A 19415-nucleotide genomic window follows, 5' to 3' on the forward strand; every position below is an offset into this window, starting at 1 on the left:
TCGGGAGGTCCCGATGACTGCAACAGAAGCTGCGTCCGTCCCGCATCTCGACGTCGATCCGTTCGCGCTCGAGTTCTTCGCCGATCCATTCCCGACCCATGAGCGGCTGCGCGAGGCCGGGCCGGTGGTCTATCTCGACAAGTGGAATGTCTATGGCGTGGCGCGCTACGCTGAGGTCCATGCGGTGCTGAACGACCCCGCGACCTTCTGCTCCAGCCGCGGCGTCGGCCTCAGCGACTTTTCCAAGGAGAAGCCGTGGCGGCCGGCGAGCCTGATCCTGGAGGCCGACCCGCCCGCCCATACCCGGACCCGCGCCGTGCTGAGCACGGTGTTGTCGGCGACCGTGATGAAGCAGCTTCGCAGGCAATTTGCCGCCGCCGCGGAGGCCCGCCTCGATGCGCTGCTGGAGAAGCGCAGGTTCGACGCGATCGCGGACCTTGCGGAAGCCTATCCGTTGTCGATCTTCCCGGATGCACTCGGCCTGAGGCCGGAGGGCCGCGAGCATCTGCTGCCCTACGCCAGTCTGGTGTTCAATGCCTTCGGCCCGCCGAACGAGCTCCGCAAGGAGGCGATCGAGCGCTCGGCGCCGCATCAGGCCTATGTTGCCGAGCAATGCCAGCGCGACAATCTCACCCCGGGCGGCATCGGCGCCTGCATTCACGCCCATGTCGATACCGGAGCCATTACCGCGACCGAAGCGCCGCTGCTGGTGCGCTCGCTGCTGTCGGCCGGTCTCGACACGACCGTCAACGGCATCGGCGCCGCCGTCTACTGCCTCGCCCGCTTCCCCGACCAGTTCCAGAGGTTGCGCGGCGATCCGACGCTGGCGCGCAACGCCTTCGAGGAAGCCGTGCGGTTCGAAAGTCCGGTCCAGACTTTCTTCCGCACCACGACGCGCGACGTCGAGCTCAGTGGGGCCAGCATTCCTGAAGGCGAGAAGGTGCTGATGTTCCTGGCTGCGGCCAATCGTGATCCGCGCCGCTGGGAGCAGCCCGATAGCTACGACATCACCCGTCGTACGTCGGGCCACGTCGGCTACGGTTCGGGCATCCATATGTGTGTCGGCCAGCTCGTCGCCCGTCTCGAAGGCGAGGTGATGCTGGCGGCGCTGGCGCGTCGTGTCGCCAGGATCGACATCACCGGCGAGCCGAAGCGCCTTTTCAACAACACGCTGCGCGGGCTCAGCAGCCTGCCGGTCGAGATCACGCCGGCCTGACGAGACATCGGAGCTGGCTGAGGAGCGAGGCAAGGGAGGAGACTATGAGGGGCTTCGGGGTTGGGCGATTTAGGATTGGACTTGCGCTGGCATTGGCCTGTGCCGCGGGCAGCGCACGGGCGGAGATTTCCGGCGACGTGGTCCGCGTCGGCGTGCTCAACGACATTTCGGGCATCTTCCAGGACACCAACGGTATGGGTTCGGTGGAAGCCGCGCGCATGGCCGCGGAAGATTTCAACGGCGGCGGCAAGGGCATCAAGGTCGAGATCGTCTATGCCGATCACCAGAACAAGGCCGATGTGGGCTCTGCGATCGCGCGCAAATGGCTCGATGTCGAAGGCGTCGATGCCATCGTCGACGTGCCGAACTCGGCGGTCGGGCTCGCCATCAACACCATCCTGCGCGATAGCCGGATGACGTTCCTGGCGTCGTCGACCGCAAGCTCCGATCTCACCGGCAAGGCCTGCTCGCCGAACACCATTCAATGGGTCAACGACGCCTGGGCCACCGGCAACACCACCGCGGCCGCGATGATGCAGCGCGGCGGCAAGGACTGGTATTTCGTGACCGTCGATTATGCGCTCGGCAAAGGCATTGAGGCTGAAGCGACGAACTACATCGAGAAGCACGGCGGCAAGGTTTTGGGCTCGAGCAAGCATCCGCTCGGCACCTCGGACTTCGCGTCGTTCCTGCTGCAGGCGCAGAGCTCGAAAGCAAAAGTGATCGGGCTCGCCAATGCCGGCGGCGACACCATCAATGCGGTGAAGCAGGCGGCCGAGTTCGGCATCCAGCAGGGCGGCCAGACCATGGTGGCGTTCCTGCTGTTCGTGAACGACATCCACGGCATGGGCCTGAAGGTCGCGCAGGGCCTGCAGCTGCTGGAAGCCTTCTACTGGGACATGAACGACGACACCCGCGCGTTCGCAAAGCGCTTCGCCGCCCGTCCCGGTATGAACGGCAAGATGCCGAGCGGCAACCAGGCCGGCGTCTATGCCTCGACGCTCGCCTACCTCAACGCGGTTGCCGCCACCGGCAGCGACGACGCCAAGGCGGTGGTGCCGCAGATGAAGACCTTCAAGGGCAAGGACAGACTGTTCGGCGACACCACGATCCGCCAGGACGGCCGCGTCATCCATCCGATGTATCTGTTCGAGGTGAAGAAGCCGGAGGAGTCGAAGTACCCCTACGACTATTACAAGCTGATCGCGACCATCCCGGCCGACCAGGCGTTCCGCCCGCTGGCCGATGGCGGCTGCTCACTGGTGAAGTGAGGTTGCTGCCGCGAATGCTGCTGCGCCCCCTCTCCCCTTGTGGGAGAGGGCTGGGGTGAGGGGTATCTCTCCACGCGGCGTACGGACCGGAGAGACCGCAACCCCTCACCCGGATCGCATTGCGCTTCGCTTCATGCGTTCCGGCCTCTCCCACAAGGGGAGAGGCCGACTAAGTTTGTGGCGCGCTGTTGGCGACTAACTACGCAGCCTTCGCCGCTCCGTCACCGGCCTTCACCCGCGCCAGCATCTCGGCCGCCGTCATCACATGTGCGGTTGAGAATGCGAGGATCGTCAGCGTGGCGCGGTGCACCTCCTCGGCGGACAAGGCGCCCTGGCCGACATCGGGATAGTCGAACGTGCCGGTCGCATCCGACAGGAAGACCACCTTGTAATTGTGGAACATGGCGTCTCGCGCGGTGGCGTGGCAGCAGTTCTCGGTCGTGGTCCCCGAGATGATCACCGTGGTGATGCCCCATTCGCGCAGGATGAGATCGAGATCGGTGGCGAAGAACGCGCTGTAGCGGTGCTTCTTGATGACGTGCTCGCCGGGGGCGGGCGCGAGGTCGTTGAAGATCTCGACGCCCTCGCTGCCGTCGACCAGCGACGACCGGTCGGCGATCGGCGAATAGAGATCGTCATAGAGCCCCATGTCGCTGCCGTCGCGGCGATGCACATGCGCGGTGTAAATGACGCGGATGCCCTTGTCGCGGCAGGCCTTCAGGGTCTGCGCCAGCCGCGGCACCATGGCAGCGGCCTGGGCCGAACGCAGCTTGGCGCCCTCGGCCACGAAATCGTTCTGCATGTCGACCACGATCATGACGGTTCGCGCCGGATCGATGGTTTCGCATTGGTAGCCCATATGGTGCCTCCTCTCCTGGTGGGAGATATTTTCTACACCGGCTGCGGCGGCCGTTCTTGGCTGCGCCGGCCAGTCGCTGGTCTCTGCTTGCCAGAAGGGAGGGCTGGACGCAGAATGTCCCGCTGCCGGGTTGGGCGGGAGCAAGGTCCGATGCAGACCCCAGATCACACAGTCGTCGCGCAAACGCTTGTCGCACCGGGTGACAGTTTCGACCGCTGGCATCACGTCACCTGCCGCGAATTCTCGCTGACCGAATGCCGCCGCGTCGCCGACGAGGCGTTCCAGGCGTCGATCTCGATCCGCCATCTCGGCCCGCTTGCCATCAACGACATCTGGTCTTCGACGCCGGCCGCCGACCCCATCCGGGTGATGCGCAGCGCGAGCGACGTCCGCAGGGATCCGCGCGACTATTTCATGCTGTGGCTCACGCTGCGCGGCGAGGTCAGCTTCGCGCAAGGCGGCCGCGACGTCCGCATGCGCCGGGGCGATCTGATGCTGCATGACCAGGCGCAGCCGTTCACGCTCGAATTCGCCCCGAGCGCGCGCGCGATCATGGTGTCGATCCCGCGGCCGCTGCTGCTCGCACGCCTGCCGGACGCGCAGCGCCTGACGGCGCGGCGGGTCGGCAACGCGTCGAAAGTGGGAGCGCTGGCGGGATCGCTGATCCGCCGGCTGACGCGGCTCGATGACGCGGCCGGACCTGCGGCGATACGGCTTGGCGCGGCAGCGCTCGATATTTTCGCAACGACGCTGCAGACCGAGCTGACGGACGAAGGGCCCCAGCGCGGCGACGAAAGGCTGGCGCGGGTCAAGGCCTACATGCTGGCCAATCTCGACGATCCCGGGCTCGATCTCGATGCGATCGCCACGGCGCAGAACATGGCGCCGCGCACGCTCAATCGCCTGTTCGCGCGCGAAGGCACGACGCCGATCCGCTGGCTGTGGCAGCAGCGCCTTGCCGGCGCGTATCAGGCGCTGGCCGAACGGCGCTTCAGTCATGTCACCGATGTCGCGCTGAGCTTCGGCTTCAGCGACGTCTCGCATTTCAGCCGCGCCTTCAAGGCCGCCTTCGGCCGCTCGCCGCACCAGGTGATGGGGTGAGAATGCGTACAGCGCTGAGAGGCTAAGACAGCTTGTTATCCGTCATCCTGAGGTGCGAGCCTTGCGGCGCAATTGCGGCGCTGGGCGAGCCTCGAAGGATGCACGGCCACTAGCGGGGCCGTCGATCCTTCGAGACGCGCGTGCCGCGCTCCTCCAGCGACAAAGGCGGAGCCTTTGCGCGGGGATGACGGATAACAGGTTAGCGTAGTGCCGAGTACCTACTGCGCGACCTTGCTGCTGCCTTGTGTGATCAGCCGTGCGGCGCGCTGGTCGCGGGTGTGGATCCAGAGCCAGTTCATCGCCACCGCAATCCGATGCCGCACGCCGATCAGGAAGTAGATGTGGGCGAGGCCCCAAATCCACCATGCCAGAGAGCCGCGCAGCTTGAGCCAGCCGAAATCGATCACCGCCTTCTTCTTGCCGATCTGGGCGAGGCTGCCGGCATGCTTGTAGCGGAACGGCGGCAGTGTCTTGCCGTCGAGCCGGGCCTTGATCAGTGCGGCGACGTAGCGCCCCTCCTGCTTGGCGGCCGGCGCGATGCCCGGCACCGGATTGCCGTCGGGATCCTTGATCGTGACGGTGTCGCCGACGGCGAAGACATCGGGATGGCCCGGCACGGTGAGATCCGGCTCGACCTGCAGCCGATGGGCGCGATCGGCCGGCGCGTTCAGCCACTCGGCGGCGCGCGAGGCGCGCACGCCGGCGGCCCAGACGATGGTACGCGCCTCCAGCCTCTTGCCGCCGAACACCACGCCGTCGGCCGAGCATTCGGTGACCGGCTCGCCCAGCATCACCTCGACGCCGAGTTTTTCCAGCGACGCCTGCGCGTAGGCCGAGAGATCGTCGGGAAATCCTGCCAGCACGCGCGGGCCGGCCTCGATCAGCACCACGCGCGCCTTGCGCGTGTCGATGTGACGGAAGTCTTGCGGCAGCGTGTCCTTGGCGAGGTCGGCGATGGTGCCGGCCATCTCGACGCCGGTCGGCCCGGCGCCGATGATGACGAAGGTCAGCAGCGCAGCGCGCTTGTCCGGATCGGTCTCGCGCTCGGCGCGCTCGAAGGCGACCAGGATGCGCCGCCGCAGCGTCGTGGCGTCCTCCAGCGTCTTCAGGCCGGGCGCGAACGGCTCCCATTCGTCGTGGCCGAAATAGGCGTGGCGGGCGCCGGTGGCGAGGACCAGCGTGTCGTAGGGAATGCCGCCGCCGTCGTCGAGCGCTACCCGCTTCGCCGCGGCATCGACGCCGCAGACATTGGCGAACAGCGTCGTCACCTCGGGCCGGTCGCGCAAGAGATATCGGATCGGCCAGGCGATCTCGCTGGTGGCAAGCGAAGCAGTCGCGACCTGATAGAGCAGCGGCTGGAACAGATGGTGGTTGCGACGGTCGATCAGCGTGATCTCGACCGGCGCCCCTCTGAGACCGAAAGCGGCTTCCAGGCCGCCGAAGCCGGCGCCGACGATCACCACGCGATGAGGTTTGGCCGGCGCTTGCGTCATCTGATGTCGCTCCCGGTTTCGAACGGCTTCGCCGTTTGATTATGTATTCATTCGCAGCCCCATTCCAACACGAAATGCCCGATCGCCCGATAGCAAAACCCAATCGCCGCAAGCCTCACGCATCCTGCGGCGCGGCCGCGGCGACGGCCCGCCGCCGCATCGGCAGGAACAGTCCCGCGACCGCGCCGGCGAATGACAGCGTTGCGGCAAGGCTCATCGCCGACGCGAATCCGTTTGCGAAATGACCGGATGAATCGGCCGCACCGTTGGCGGAGAAGCTCGCCACCAGCGCCGCGATGCCGAACATGCCGCCGAGGAAGCGGCCCATGTTGAAGACGCCCGACGCCTTGCCCATCTCGCTGACGGCGACCGCACCCAGCACCGCGTTCTGCGCGGCCGGCATCGCCATCGACACGCCGACGCCGGCGAGCACCAGCGGCGCGACCAGCGCCGAATAGGGCACTGCGGGGCTCACGATCTCGCTGATCCAGCCGAGCCCGATCGCCTGCATCAAGAGGCCGGTGACGACCAGCGTGCGCTCGCCGAACCGGTTGACCGCGGCGCCGGCGATCGGCGCGGTGACGAACAGCGTCGCCGTCCACGGCAGCAGACGAAGCCCGGCGCCGAAGGCGTCGAAGCCGAGCGCGATCTGCAGGAACTGCGGCAGCAGGAACAGCACGCCATACATCGCGGCGTAGAACAGCACGCTTGCGGCCATGCCCGACGCAAACGGCCGTGCCGCGAACAGCCGCATCGGCACCATCGGGCTTGTGGCGCGCAGCTCCCACAGCACGAACAGCGCCGCCAGCGCGACGCCGGCGATCAGCGCGCCCGTCACTTCCGCGCTGGCCCAGCCGACGCCGTTGCCGCGCAGCAGGCCCCAGACCAGCGCCAGCGCCGCGAGCGCGACCAGCGTGAGTCCGGCGATGTCGAGCGGCGCTGGCGCCCCGAAGCTTTCGCGCAGGCGGGCGATCACGAGGGCGATCGCGACCAGGCCGATCGGCAAATTGATCCAGAAGATCCAGCGCCAGCCGAGATGTTCGGTGATGAAGCCGCCGATCGCGGGACCTATGATCAGCGCGCATCCGGTGATGCCGCTGAAAATGCCGAGCGCGCGGGCGCGCTCCTCCCGGCCGAACGCGCCGCTCAGGATCGCCATCGCCAGCGGCATCACCAGCGCCGCGCCCGCGCCCTGCAGGGCGCGGGCGGCGATCAGGGCCGCGGCGTTGCCGGCCAGCGCGCAGGCCGCCGACGCCACGACGAACAGGCCGATCCCGGCCGCGAACATCCTGCGCCGCCCGAACCGGTCGCCGAGCGCCGCGCCGGTCAGGAGCAGCACCGCGAAGGTCAGGTTGAAGGCGTTGACGGTCCATTGCAGCGTCTCCACGGCGCTTCCGAAATCGGCGCGGATGGTGGCGAAGGCCGTGGTCATGATCATGGCGTCCAGCGCCATCATGAAGGATGCCAGCGCGGTGAGGCCGAGCACCCAGCGCTGTTCGGCGCGCTCTCGAGGGGTCTGCATGGTCGTTCTCCGTTGCCGCGCCGCGAGGTTGCGGCGCGCTTCGCCGGCAAGGACGAACCGGAACGGGCAAAGGATGCGGCGAAGAACTATTTTTGAATTTACTTTTGCCGGACCGCATCCTTTGGCGGTTCGCGAACGTCCTTGGGTCTGAGGCGGCCGGTTCAGGCCGCAGAACCAGGCCAAGGAGGCTGCGATGAGACGGACCCTGATCAGGTACAAGGCGAAGCCGGAGATGGCGGAGAAGAATGCCGCGCTGGTGTCGGCCGTGTTCGCCGAGCTGAAGGCGGCGAGGCCGGACGGCGTGCGCTATCTGACCCTGCGGCTGGAGGACGACACCTTCATCCACATGGTCGAGACCGCGGCCGAAGACGGCTCGAGCCCGATCCCGAAACTGGCCGCGTTCCAGGCCTTCCAGGACGGCATCCGCGATCGTTGCGCCGAGCCGCCGCTGGTTCGAAGTGCGGTGATTGTCGGGAATTATCGTATGCTGGATGAGCCGTGAACCGACAAGCGTTGAACCGGCGGGCAGTGCACCGATCTGGCGGAGCCATCATGACGTCACCACACCAAGCGCCGGCCGCGACCGACGTCGACGCGCTCTTGGCGGCGATGCGGCCAAGGCTGCATCGCTACTGCGCCCGTATGGTCGGATCCGTCATCGACGGCGAGGATGTGCTGCAGGACGCGCTGATCAAGGCGGTGGAGGCCTTCGGGTCCGCCGCGCCGATCCAGAGTCCGCAAGCCTGGCTGTTCCGGATCGCGCACAACACCGCGCTCGATTTCCTCAGGCGGCGCAACCGTCAGGAAGCGCTTCACGCGCCGGAGGAGGTGGACATGATGGCCGGAGAGCTCGATGATTTGGGCCGCCGCGAGATCGCCGCGACCAGCCTGCGCACCTTCATGCGCCTGCCGGTGGCGCAGCGTTCCAGCGTGATCCTGATGGATGTGCTCGGCTGCTCCCTGCAGGAGATCTGCGGCATCATGGATTTCAGCCTGCCCGCGGTGAAAGCCGCGCTGCACCGTGGACGCACGCAGCTGCGCGAGTTTGCCGCCGAGCCGGACGACGCGCCGCGGCCCGGCCTGTCGCCGGCCGATCGCATCAGGCTCAACGCCTATGTCAGCCATTTCAACGCCCGCGACTTCGACGCCATCCGCGCCATGATCGCCGATGACATCAGGCTCGAGCTCGTCAACCGCACGCGGCTGAACGGCAAGGCCGAGGTGTCGCGCTACTTCGGCAATTATTCGAAGATCGACGACTGGCACCTGGTGACCGGACAGGTCGAGGGACGCCCCGCGATCCTGGTGTTCGACCCGAACGCACAGGGCGCGCCGCCGCGATCGTTCATGCTGCTCGACTGGTCGGCCGACAAGGTCGCGACGATCAGGGATTTCCGCCACGCGTCCTATGCGATCGACGGCGCCGAATGGGCGGTGGACAAGGGGTGATCGGCTTTCGCCCCAGCCTTTGGCTCAGTGATCGCGCCACAAACTCCGCGTCGTCCCGGACAAGCCAACGGGTCGGCGCGAAGCGCCGCCCGATGACAGGCTCCGCGCGATCCGGGACCCATAACCACCAATGGGAATCGTCTTGGTCGCTGGGGCCCCAGCGCTCTTCAACAATCTGATCCTGTGGTTATGGGTCCCTGCTTTCGCAGGGACGACGGCTGCTACCGCGTCTTGCCGCCGAACTCGCCGTTGGCGATCCGCGCGACGCGGCTGCCGCCTGCGGCCGGCGTACTGCGTCTTTCAAACAGACCATCGCCGGTCTCGCGCGGCGATGGCGGGGCTTCTTCGTAATAGCCGCCGCTCCGCCAGACCAGCAGGACGATGTTCATTGCGCCATTGACGGCGGCGCCGACCACCGTTTCGGTGTGCTGATAGGTCAGCGCATATTCGGGAAATCGTCCGGCAATCGCCCTGTCGAGCACGAGGAGGGCGATCCATGCCGCCATCACGCAGACCGGATCCCAGCCCATGTCGCGCACCCGCATCGATTGCAGCATGAAGCAGATGACGAGCATGCCGTAGAAGGCAATGACCAGCACGGGGTTGCTCGATGCCTGTGCCAGCAGCACGTCCATACTGCCGCTCGCCGGTGCGTTGCCGGTGACGCCGTAGACCAACATCATAAAGCCGAGGCCCACCACGAAGGTGCAGAAGAAGAAAGCCAGTCGGCCCATCCGGGCATTGAAGCCGAAGATGTAATTCAGCATGTGACGCACCCCTTTGGCGGCAGCGTCGGCCAGGGATGCTTTCCGGACCATGAAGCCCGCAGGCGCTTGCCGGCCTGTGGTTTCCGGGTGCTTTACCGGATCGTTAAAGCCTGCTGCAGTGCGGGCGTGGGTCGTTGCGGGAGGCCGGTGCCTGCGACAATCGTTGCCCACGCAACCGGCATTATATTTCTTGCCATGGTCGATTTAGACGAATTATGATGCAAGGTGCTGGGGTATGCGCCGAAGGTTCTAAGTGAGCGCCGTCGGTTCGTGCTTGCTGCAGACTTGCGATATCGCGCACAAAATACGTCACAGAACGACGCGCGCAAAGCGTGACCCCCGGGCCCTCGTGATCGAGCCTCGTGGGATCTTTGGTTGAGGAGGGGAGTGAATATGAAAAAGGCATTTTGGCTGGCAGGCGCCATGGCTGTGGCGCTGGCGCAGCCCGCGACGGCGGCTGACAGCGTCAAGATCGGCTTCGTTTCGACCTTCAGTGGTCCGACCGCTGTGATCGGCAACGACATGCGCAATTCCTTCGAGCTCGCGCTCGACCATCTCGGCCGCAAGATTGACGGCAAGCCAGTCGAGGTGATCTACGAGGACGACCAGCAGAAGCCGGATGTCGGCAAGCAGAAGACCGAGAAGCTGGTGCAGTCCGACAAGGTCGACTTCATCGTCGGCTACATCTGGTCGAACGTGCTGCTGGCGTCGCTGAAGACCGCCGTCGATTCCAAGACCTTCCTGATCTCGGCCAATGCCGGTCCGTCGCAACTCGCCGGCGAACTGTGCTCGCCTTACGTGTTCTCGACCTCCTGGCAGAATGACCAGACCCCGCAGGCGGTCGGCACCTACATGAACCAGAAGGGCGTCAAGTCGGTGTTCCTGATCGGCCCGAACTACGCCGCGGGCAAGGACATGCTGGCCGGCGTCAAGAGCACGTTCAAGGGCCAGATCGTCGGCGAGGAATATACGGTGTGGCCGAGCCAGCTCGACTTCTCCGCCGAACTCACCAAGGCGAAGAACTCCAAGGCCGAGTCGATCTTCGTGTTCTATCCGGGCGCGGCCGGCGTGCAGTTCCTGAACCAGTATGCGCAGGCCGGCATCAAGCAGCAGATTCCGCTCTACACCGCCTTCACTATCGACGAATTGTCGCTGCCGTTGCAGAAGGACAATGCGCTCGGCGTTCCCGGCGCGCAGCAATGGGTCAACGACCTGCCCAACGAGGAGAACAAGAAGTTCGTCGCCGACTACCGCAAGAAGTATCCGGGCCTGCGGCCGACCTTCTACGGCGCCCAGTCCTACGACGCTGCCAACCTGATCAACAGCGCCGTGGTCGCGGTGAAGGGCGACCTGACGAAGAAGGACGCGATGAAGGCCGAGATGGAGAAGGTGAACTTCAAATCGGTGCGCGGTCCGTTCAAGTACGGCAACAACCACATTCCGATCCAGAACTTCTATCTGCAGGACGTGGTCAAGGACGCCGAGGGCCAGCTCTCGCTGAAGACGGTCGCGACCATCGTCAAGGACGACCAGGATCGCTTCCACGACAAGTGTCCGATGAAGTGATTGTCGGGCGTCTTTTTGGCGCGCGGCTTGCTTCTCTTTACCTCGCCCCGCTCTTGCGGGGAGAGGTCAATCGCGAAGCGATTGGGTGAGGGGCTCTTTCCCGGCATTCGGTTTGCGGAAAGAGCCCCTCATCCCAACCCTCTCCCCGCAAGAGCGGGGCGAGGGAGAACCCGCAATGTGCAATGCGGCGGCGTGCTTGCGCTGCCGCTGTTTTGTTTCAGCCCGGTATGAAGGATCCATGTATCTCGTCGTCGAACAACTGCTGAACGGCCTGCAATTCGGCCTCCTGCTGTTCCTGCTGGCGGCCGGGCTGACGCTGGTGTTCGGCATCATGGACTTCGTCAATCTGGCGCACGGCTCGCTCTACATGATGGGAGCCTATTTCGCGGCGACCTTCGTGGCCTGGACCGGCAGTTTTGTCCTTGGCGCGCTGATGGCGTTAGGGGCCACCTTACTGCTCGGCATCGTGCTGGAATATGTCGCGCTCAGGCATCTCTATGGCCGCGACCATCTCGACCAGGTGCTGGCGACCTTCGGCCTGATCCTGTTCTTCAACGACGCCGTCCGGCTGATCTGGGGCCCGGCGGGCCTCGCGCTGCCGCTGCCGGCCTGGCTCACCGTGCCGGTGCAGATCATCCCCGGCGTCTACTATCCGGCCTACCGCCTCATGATCATCGTGGTGGCGCTGGCTGTCGCAGCAATGCTCTATCTCGTCGTGATGCGCACCCGCATCGGCATGCTGATCCGCGCCGGCGCCTCGAACCGCGAGATGATCGGGGCGCTCGGCATCAACATCAAGCTGCTGTTCACGCTGGTGTTCGGCCTCGGCGCGGCGCTCGCAGGGCTCGCCGGGCTGATGCAGGCGCCGATCCTCACCGTGCAGATCGGCATGGGCGAGAACATCCTGATCCTGGCCTTTGTCATCATCGTGATCGGCGGCATCGGCTCGATCCGCGGCGCGTTCATGGCCGCGATCTTCGTCGGCATCATCGACACGATGGGCCGCGCCTTCCTGCCCGACCTGCTGCGCAAGGTGCTGAGCGGGGCGGCGGCGTCCACCGCGGCGCCGGCGCTGTCCTCGATGCTGATCTACCTCCTGATGGCCATCATCCTTGTGCTGCGGCCCGAGGGGCTGTTCCCGGCGGCCAAACGATGATGCGAAAGCTCAACGTCTCCAATGCGGTCGCGGCGCTGATGTGTGCCGCCCTGATACTGCTGCCGCTCTATTCGGCGGTCACGGGCAATATCTTCATCCTCACGCTGTTCACCCGGATCGTGATCTTCGCGCTCGCCGCCGCGAGCCTCAATCTGATCATGGGCTATGGCGGCATGATGAGCTTTGGCCACGCCGCCTATCTCGGCATCGGCGGCTATGCCGTCGGCATCCTCGCCGCCGAGGGGGTCGGCTCCGGCTTCATCCAGTGGCCGGTGGCGCTCGCCGTCTCGGCGCTGTTTGCGCTGCTGATCGGCGCGCTCTCGCTGCGCACCCGCGGCGTCTACTTCATCATGATCACGCTGGCCTTTGCGCAGATGGCCTACTACATCGCCTCCGCGCTGTCGCGCTACGGCGGCGACGACGGGCTCACCGTCTACAAGCGCAGCGATTTCGCCGGTCTGATCAACCTGTCGGATCGCAACCAGTTCTATTACCTCTGCCTGGCCTGCCTGTTCGGCGGCCTTTATCTGATCTGGCGCATCGTCAATTCGCGCTTCGGCCTCGTGGTGCAGGGCGTCCGCTCCAACGAGCAGCGCATGCAGGCGATCGGTTTCCATGCCAATCGCTACCGCCTGGTCTGTTTCGTGATATCAGGCACGATCTGCGGCCTGGCCGGCGCGCTGCTGGCCAACAACACCGATTTCGTCAGCCCCGCGGTGATGTACTGGACCCGCTCCGGCGACCTCATGGTGATGGTGATCCTCGGCGGCATGGGCTCGCTGTTCGGTCCCGTCATCGGCGCGATCGTCTATCTCCTGCTCGAGGAGCTGCTGTCGCAGTTCACCGAATATTCGGGGCTGATCCTCGGTCCGGTGCTGCTCCTGATCGTGCTGTTCGCGCGCGGCGGCATCATGGGCCTGCTCGGGAGGATGCGCCGTGGTTGACTCCTTGCCTGATCCCTTGCTCCGCGTCGACAATCTGGTCCGCCGCTTCGGCGGCATCACCGCGACCGACAACCTCTCGATGGAGGTGGTGCCAGGCGAATTGCACGCCATCATCGGCCCCAACGGCGCCGGCAAGACCACGCTGATCAGCCAGCTCACCGGGCAGGTGATGCCGAACTCCGGCACCATCCGCTTTGCCGGCTGCGACGTCACGAACCTGCCGTCCTACAAGCGCAGCCGCCTCGGGCTGGCGCGCTCGTTCCAGATCACCTCGCTGCTGAAGGATTTTTCCGCGATCGACAATGTCGCGCTGGCGGCGCAGGCGCATGACGGCCACTCGTTCCGCTTCTGGGGCAATGCGCGCAAGGAGCGGCATCTGCGCGAGTCCGCGCGCGCGGCGCTGGAGCGCGTCGGCCTCGGCACGCGCGCCGATATCGTGGTGTCGCAATTGAGCCATGGCGAGCAGCGCGAGCTCGAGCTCGCGGTCGCGCTCGCCACCAGGCCGCAGCTGTTGCTGCTGGACGAGCCGATGGCCGGGCTCGGCGTCACCGAATCGGCGCGGATGGTCGCGCTGTTGAAGGAGCTGCGCAAGGAAGTCACCATCGTGCTGGTGGAGCACGACATGGAGGCGGTGTTCGCGCTGGCCGACCGCATCACGGTCTTGGTCTATGGCCGCGTCATCGCCTGCGACGTGCCGGACGCGATCCGCAAGCACGACGAGGTCAAGCGCGCCTATCTCGGCGAACAGCATGCGGTGACGCGCCATGGCTGATACCAGGATGGCTGAAACCAAAACCGCTGAAACCCTGCTTGAAGTCGACGCGATCGAGACCTGCTACGGGCTGAGCCAGGTGCTGTTCGGCCTGTCGCTCCAGATCAAGTCGGGCGAGATGGTCGCGCTGATGGGCCGCAACGGCATGGGCAAGACCACGACGATCCGCTCGATCATGGGCCTGACGCCGGCGCGATCAGGCGCCATCCGCTTCGCCGGCGAGGCGGTGCGCGGCCTGCCGTCCTACAAGATCGCAAAGCTCGGGATCGGCCTGGTGCCGGAAGGCCGCCAGATATTCCCCAACCTCACGGTGCGCGAAAATCTCGTCGCCGCGTCAGGCAATCGCTTCAGTGCCTCCGATCCGTGGACCATCGACAGGATCCACGCGCTGTTTCCGCGGCTCGCCGAACGCACGAATAATATGGGCGTCACGCTGTCCGGCGGCGAGCAGCAGATGCTGGCGATCGGCCGCGCGCTGATGACCAATCCGAAATTGCTGATCCTCGACGAGGCGACCGAGGGTCTTGCGCCCCTGATCCGCGACGAGATCTGGAGCTGCCTGTCGATGCTGAAGGAGCGCGGGCAGTCGGTGCTGGTGATCGACAAGAACGTCGGAAACCTCGCCCGCATCGCCGACCGCCATTACATCATCGAGCGCGGCCGCACCGTGTGGAGCGGCACCAGCGGGGAGCTGATCGCCGAGCCGGATCTGCAGCACAAGTATCTGGGGATTTGAGCAGCAAGCATTGCCGTATCGCCGTCATCCTGAGAGTCTGACTCATAAGTCACCCAACCTTACCAGCAGCGGCAAGTCTGCGGGTCAGGAGCCTGATGTGTGCAATCAGCAGCCAGGCAGCTTCGGTTGCCACCGTCGCCTCGAAGTCCTTGGCGAGGCGGCGGCATCTGCCGAACCAAGCGAATGTGCGTTCAACCACCCACCGCCTCGGCAGAAGCTGGAAGCCTTTGACGCCTTGAGGCCGCTCGACGATCTCGACAGTCCATGGACCGCAGTCTGAGAGCGCGTCGAGGAGTTGATTTCCGCGGTAGATCCGGTCGGCAAAGACGTGGCGCAGCCGGGGGAAGTTCATCCGCACGTTCTTCAGCAGCGGTACGGCGCCATGGCAGTCCTGAACGTTGGCCGGATGAACATGAACCCCGAGGAGGAGGCCATTGGTATCCGTCACGATATGCCGCTTGCGGCCGTAGATGCGCTTGCCTGCATCGTAGCCGCGCGGTCCGCCAGCTTGGGTGGTCGGCGCACTTTGACTGTCGATCACGGCTGCCGTCGGCTTCGGTGTCCGTCCAAGCTTTTTTCGCGCCCGTCGGACAAGCACGCTGACAATCCTCTGCCACCGGCCTGTATCCCGCCATCTATAAAAATAGCCCTGCACCGTCGAATAGGGCGGGAACTCCTGCGGCAACGCCCGCCACTGGCAGCCGGTCGAAACGATATAGAGGATCGCTTCGATCACACGACGCAGCTCCGTCTTACGCGGCCGGCCGCGCCGGTTCGCTCGCGGCAACAGGCGTCTGATCAGCGCCCACTCCGCATCGGTCATATCGCTTGCATAACGCAGATCGTCCCGCCGATATTGCTCCCGAGTGATCTTGGTCCAGGGCATCGTGCTCTCCCTCGAATCTCTGCAAATCCGATGGAATCACACCCCACTGAGATCACTCACTCATTTTTCAGTCAGGCTCTGAGGAGCCTGCGTAGCAGGCGTCTCGAAGGATCGATGGCCCGGCTGGTGGCCGTGCATCCTTCGAGACGCGCTACGCGCTCCTCAGGATGACGGATCAGAGAGGCGGGCTGCCGCGGCTTACCGTGAAGAGCCTCGCAGCAGTCGTTTCGCTGCGTCGGCCGCTGCTGCGGCATAGGCGCGATCGCCATGCACCAGCATCAGGGAGATCGCGCCCTCGGACAGCAGCCAGATCTCGCGCGCACGGCGGTGAGCGTCGCGGACACCGGCCCGCTTCAGCAGCGCGCCGAGATGGGTTTCGAGCAAGGCCTTGTGCCGGCGCGCAATTGCGCGTGCGGGATGGCCAGGGAGATCGGCCAGCTCGATGACCAGCCTGGTGAATCCCGAGCCGGCCCATCGCGGCCTGTCCGCCCAGACCGCCAGGTCGCGGAACAGACCGTCGATGATCGCCGCCGGCGAGCCGGACAGCTTGTCGCCGAACGTCGCGAACGCGGCCAAGGCCAGTTCGTTCTGGGCTTCGAGCACGAAGGCGAGCAGCTGATCCTTGCTTTGAAAATGATTGTAGAGCGTGCGCTTCGTCACCCTCGTCGCCGATGCGATTTCGTCCATGCTCACGCGGCTATATCCGCGCTGGCGAAACAGGACGTATGCGGCAGCAAGGATGCGCCGCCGTGTCGGTTCTGCAGATCGCGCCATGCAGTCACCTCTTAAATATACCGAGTAGTGAATTTACATCGGTTGAAAAACCAATTGGAATGGCTTCCGGGATTTTTCGGCCCGCGCCAGTCAGCTTCCTCGCGCTGCGAAAGCCATTGCCATGCCCGATTCGTTGACGCTCAGAGAAATCAAAGCTCGTCCGGTGGTGCTCAAGCTGAAGCGGCCCGTGGTCGCGCGCATTGTCACGATATCGGAGTGGCCGCTCGTCCTCATCGATCTGGTGACGGAGGAGGGCATTGTCGGGCGAAGCTATCTCGAGCCTTACATCGTGAAATCGCTGCGATATCTGGTTCCGGCGTTGCATGATCTCGGCGAATTGCTCAGAGGTCGGAGCGTGGCGCCTGTCGAGTTGTTCGAGGCGGCGCGCAAATCGCTTCACTTTGTCGGCTATGAGGGATTGTCGATGATCGCGGCGTCGGGCCTCGACATGGCCGCGTGGGACGCGTTGGCGAAAGCTGCAAACAAGCCGCTGTGCGTGCTGTTGGGGGCGACGGTCGGCGCCGTGAGATCCTACAATAGCAACGGCCTTTGGCTGAAGGAGCCGGCCGCCGTCGCGGCCGAGGCTTTGGAATTGCGCGACGAAGGAGGGTTCTCAGCCCTGAAATTGCGCCTCGGCAGAAGCGATCCGCGCGAGGATCTGACGACCCTCGACGCCGTTCGAAAAGCAGTCGGGGATCGGATGCATTTGATGGTGGACTACAACCAGGGGCTAAATCTCGCCGAAGCCATCGAGCGGTGCCATGCGATCGATGATTATGGCCTCGACTGGATCGAAGAGCCTGTCGTCTATGACAATCTCGACGGACACGCCCAACTGGCGGCGGAGCTGAAGACGCCGATCCAGATCGGCGAGAACTTCTATGGTCCGAGGGAGATGCATAAGGCGATCGCGAGAAAGGCCTGCGATCTGGTGATGCCGGATTTCATGCGCATCGGAGGAGTGACGGGCTGGATGCGGGCGGCTGCGATCGCCGGCGCCGCGGGCATCCCCATCTCAACGCATCTTTATCCGGAAGTCGCTGCCCACGTCATGCGCGCGACGGAGGCCGCTCACTGGTTGGAATGGCAGGACTGGGCCGATCCGATTCTCGAACGGCCGTATGAAATCAAGGATGGTCTCTTGCATATTCCCGACACGCCTGGTGTCGGTCTGGAATGGAACGAAGCGGCCGTTGCGGCTCACCTTGCAAGCGTCTAAAGCGCGATGAGATTGGGTTGAATCGTCATCGCGCTTTAGCTCTTTGTTTGACCATGATCTTTTCGGAAAACCGCTTCACACTTTTCCGTATCATGCTCTAGAGCGGCGGAGCGCCTGCGCCGACGCTTCCGTCAAAACATCTCGAAATATTCGCGGTGCTCCCAGTCCGACACCTCGGCCTGGAAGCGTTCGATCTCCGCGTTCTTGATGAAGGCGTAATAGTCCACGAACTCCGGCCCGAGCGCCTGGCGGAAGAACGGATCGTCGTTGAGCGCGAACACGGCCTCGCGCAGCGACTTCGGCAACAGCGCGGCCTTGGTCTCGTAGGGCGTGTCGGCCGACGGGCCGGGGTCGAGCTTGCGGTCGACGCCGTCGAGGCCGGAGAGGATCTGGCTTGCCATGTAGAGATAGGGATTGGCGGCGGGTTCGCCGATCCGGTTCTCCAGCCGGGTCGCCGGATCGCCGGCGCCGCCGAGCACGCGGATCATCACGCCGCGGTTGTCGCGGCCCCAGATCGCGCGGTCCGGCGCCAGCGAATAGGAGCGGTAGCGCTTGTAGCCGTTGATGGTCGGCGTCGTGAATACGGTCGAGGCCCGCGCGTGCTCGATCAGGCCGGCGAGCCAGGCGCGGCCGAGCGCGCTGAGCGGCTCGCCGGTCTCCTTGGCCATGAAGACGTTCTCGCCATTGGCGCGCGACACCAGCGACTGGTGCAGGTGCCAGCCGCTCGCGAACACGTTCGGCAGCTTCGGCCGGCACATGAAAGTCGCGTGATAGCCGTGGCGGCGCGCGATCTGTTTCACCGCCGAACGAAACAGCACCATGGTGTCGGCCGGCGCGAGCCCGACGGTCGGCGCGAAGGTGAATTCGCACTGGCTCGGGCCGAACTCGACTTCGACCGAGCGCAACGGCAGGTCGAGCGCGATGATGTCGCGGCGGATGATCTCGAGCGCCGGCTCCATCAGGTCGTAGCGCTGCTCGGTGAGGTACTGATAGCCGTGCGACAGCAGGCTGACCGACGGCGGCCGTCCGGGCTGGCCGGCATCCTCCGGCGCCATATGAGCGTCGTCGAGCTTGAACAGATGGAATTCGACCTCGAGGCCGGCGACGAAATCGTAGCCGCGGCCAGCGAGCTGATCGAGCACCTTGCGATAGAGGTTGCGGGTCGCGAACGGCACCGGCCGGCCGTCGCTGAAATGGAGGTCGCAGAGCAGCCAGCCGGTGTTGTCAGCCCAGGGAAGCACGCGGAACGTGGTGGGATCGGCGACCATCAGCACGTCGGCCGCGCCTTCCATCTCCTTCATGCCGAAGCCGCCGCCTGATGTGAACACCGGAAACACCGTCTTGTGCGAGGTGTCCTTGGCGAGCATCGTCGTGGTGATGGAGCAGCCGCTTTCCAGCGAGCGCACCGCTTCGCCGGCGATCAGCGTCTTGCCGCGCAGGATGCCGTGCTGGTCGGGGAACGACAGGCGGATGACTTCGAGGTTCTTCTCCTCGACGATGCGGCGGAGGCGTTGTGCGGCCTCCTTCTGCTCATCCGACCATAGGCCGTGACGCTCGACGAAGCTCACCGCGTCACTCCTTCACTTCTCCCTCGCCCCGCTCTTCGCGGGGAGAGGGTCGGGGTGAGGGGCTCTCTCCGCCGACTCGATATGCCGATAGACCTGTACCCCCTCACCCGGATCGC

General features: G+C 65.1%; 18 protein-coding genes. 11 read left to right on the forward strand and 7 right to left on the reverse strand.

Annotated features, from left to right (window positions below; genetic code table 11):
• Window positions 1–13: 13 nt before the first annotated feature.
• A complete protein-coding gene (locus tag J2R78_RS20180; RefSeq protein ID WP_253606385.1) occupies window positions 14–1216 on the forward strand; it encodes a cytochrome P450 in 1203 nt (400 codons plus the stop codon).
• Between the two features lie 44 nt (window positions 1217–1260).
• Window positions 1261–2487, forward strand: a complete 1227-nt coding sequence (locus tag J2R78_RS20185; RefSeq protein WP_253606386.1) for an ABC transporter substrate-binding protein — start codon at window positions 1261–1263, stop codon at window positions 2485–2487.
• 199 nt (window positions 2488–2686) lie between these two features.
• Here J2R78_RS20185 and J2R78_RS20190 read toward each other — a convergent pair whose 3' ends face one another.
• Window positions 2687–3346: an isochorismatase family protein gene (locus J2R78_RS20190; protein WP_253606387.1), complete on the reverse strand. Its 660-nt coding sequence runs from the start codon at window positions 3344–3346 to the stop codon at window positions 2687–2689.
• Between the two features lie 150 nt (window positions 3347–3496).
• On the opposite strand from J2R78_RS20190, the gene J2R78_RS20195 reads away from it, so the two are divergent.
• Window positions 3497–4447 (forward strand): helix-turn-helix domain-containing protein, encoded by a 951-nt coding sequence (locus tag J2R78_RS20195; RefSeq protein ID WP_253606388.1) that lies wholly within the window; start codon window positions 3497–3499, stop codon window positions 4445–4447.
• A gap of 218 nt (window positions 4448–4665) precedes the next feature.
• Here the strand turns inward: J2R78_RS20195 and J2R78_RS20200 are convergent, their stop codons facing one another.
• Complete coding sequence (locus J2R78_RS20200) at window positions 4666–5940, reverse strand: NAD(P)/FAD-dependent oxidoreductase (protein WP_253606389.1); 1275 nt, start codon at window positions 5938–5940, stop codon at window positions 4666–4668.
• A gap of 115 nt (window positions 5941–6055) precedes the next feature.
• A complete protein-coding gene (locus J2R78_RS20205; RefSeq protein WP_253606390.1) occupies window positions 6056–7462 on the reverse strand; it encodes a DHA2 family efflux MFS transporter permease subunit in 1407 nt (468 codons plus the stop codon).
• A 193-nt stretch (window positions 7463–7655) separates the two neighbouring features.
• On the opposite strand from J2R78_RS20205, the gene J2R78_RS20210 reads away from it, so the two are divergent.
• Window positions 7656–7964 (forward strand): hypothetical protein, encoded by a 309-nt coding sequence (locus J2R78_RS20210; protein WP_028333780.1) that lies wholly within the window; start codon window positions 7656–7658, stop codon window positions 7962–7964.
• 50 nt (window positions 7965–8014) lie between these two features.
• Window positions 8015–8911, forward strand: coding sequence for a sigma-70 family RNA polymerase sigma factor (locus J2R78_RS20215; protein WP_253606392.1), 897 nt, complete (start codon window positions 8015–8017; stop codon window positions 8909–8911).
• Window positions 8912–9132: 221 nt separating this feature from the next.
• Here the strand turns inward: J2R78_RS20215 and J2R78_RS20220 are convergent, their stop codons facing one another.
• A complete protein-coding gene (locus tag J2R78_RS20220; RefSeq protein ID WP_253606394.1) occupies window positions 9133–9729 on the reverse strand; it encodes a DUF805 domain-containing protein in 597 nt (198 codons plus the stop codon).
• A 342-nt stretch (window positions 9730–10071) separates the two neighbouring features.
• Between J2R78_RS20220 and J2R78_RS20225 the strand changes: the two genes are divergently transcribed.
• From J2R78_RS20225 to J2R78_RS20245, 5 genes are all read left to right on the forward strand, one after another.
• A complete protein-coding gene (locus J2R78_RS20225) occupies window positions 10072–11244 on the forward strand; it encodes an ABC transporter substrate-binding protein (RefSeq protein WP_253606396.1) in 1173 nt (390 codons plus the stop codon).
• A gap of 238 nt (window positions 11245–11482) precedes the next feature.
• Window positions 11483–12400: a branched-chain amino acid ABC transporter permease gene (locus J2R78_RS20230; RefSeq protein ID WP_018269575.1), complete on the forward strand. Its 918-nt coding sequence runs from the start codon at window positions 11483–11485 to the stop codon at window positions 12398–12400.
• Window positions 12397–13344, forward strand: a complete 948-nt coding sequence (locus J2R78_RS20235; protein WP_375166765.1) for a branched-chain amino acid ABC transporter permease — start codon at window positions 12397–12399, stop codon at window positions 13342–13344. The genes J2R78_RS20230 and J2R78_RS20235 overlap by 4 nt, the downstream gene beginning before the upstream one ends.
• Before the next feature lie 4 nt (window positions 13345–13348).
• Complete coding sequence (locus J2R78_RS20240; protein ID WP_253609872.1) at window positions 13349–14116, forward strand: ABC transporter ATP-binding protein; 768 nt, start codon at window positions 13349–13351, stop codon at window positions 14114–14116.
• A 7-nt stretch (window positions 14117–14123) separates the two neighbouring features.
• Entirely contained in the window at window positions 14124–14852 is a 729-nt protein-coding gene (locus tag J2R78_RS20245) for an ABC transporter ATP-binding protein (RefSeq protein ID WP_225649425.1), read from the forward strand.
• Between the two features lie 49 nt (window positions 14853–14901).
• Here J2R78_RS20245 and J2R78_RS20250 read toward each other — a convergent pair whose 3' ends face one another.
• Window positions 14902–15738, reverse strand: a complete 837-nt coding sequence (locus J2R78_RS20250; protein ID WP_253605076.1) for an IS5 family transposase — start codon at window positions 15736–15738, stop codon at window positions 14902–14904.
• A gap of 198 nt (window positions 15739–15936) precedes the next feature.
• Window positions 15937–16512 carry a TetR/AcrR family transcriptional regulator gene (locus tag J2R78_RS20255; protein WP_057019467.1) on the reverse strand — a complete coding sequence of 192 codons (576 nt, stop codon included), beginning with the start codon at window positions 16510–16512 and terminating at the stop codon, window positions 15937–15939.
• Window positions 16513–16633: 121 nt separating this feature from the next.
• Here J2R78_RS20255 and J2R78_RS20260 point away from each other — a divergent pair, with 121 nt between their 5' ends.
• On the forward strand, window positions 16634–17731 hold the full coding sequence (locus J2R78_RS20260) for an enolase C-terminal domain-like protein (RefSeq protein WP_253636015.1): 1098 nt from the start codon (window positions 16634–16636) through the stop codon (window positions 17729–17731).
• A 131-nt stretch (window positions 17732–17862) separates the two neighbouring features.
• Here the strand turns inward: J2R78_RS20260 and J2R78_RS20265 are convergent, their stop codons facing one another.
• Window positions 17863–19299 carry a glutamine synthetase family protein gene (locus tag J2R78_RS20265; protein WP_253606400.1) on the reverse strand — a complete coding sequence of 479 codons (1437 nt, stop codon included), beginning with the start codon at window positions 19297–19299 and terminating at the stop codon, window positions 17863–17865.
• Between the last annotated feature and the right edge of the window lie 116 nt (window positions 19300–19415).

It is taken from the genome of Bradyrhizobium sp. USDA 4538, from assembly GCF_024171045.1.
In the GTDB taxonomy this organism is placed as follows: domain Bacteria; phylum Pseudomonadota; class Alphaproteobacteria; order Rhizobiales; family Xanthobacteraceae; genus Bradyrhizobium; species Bradyrhizobium australafricanum.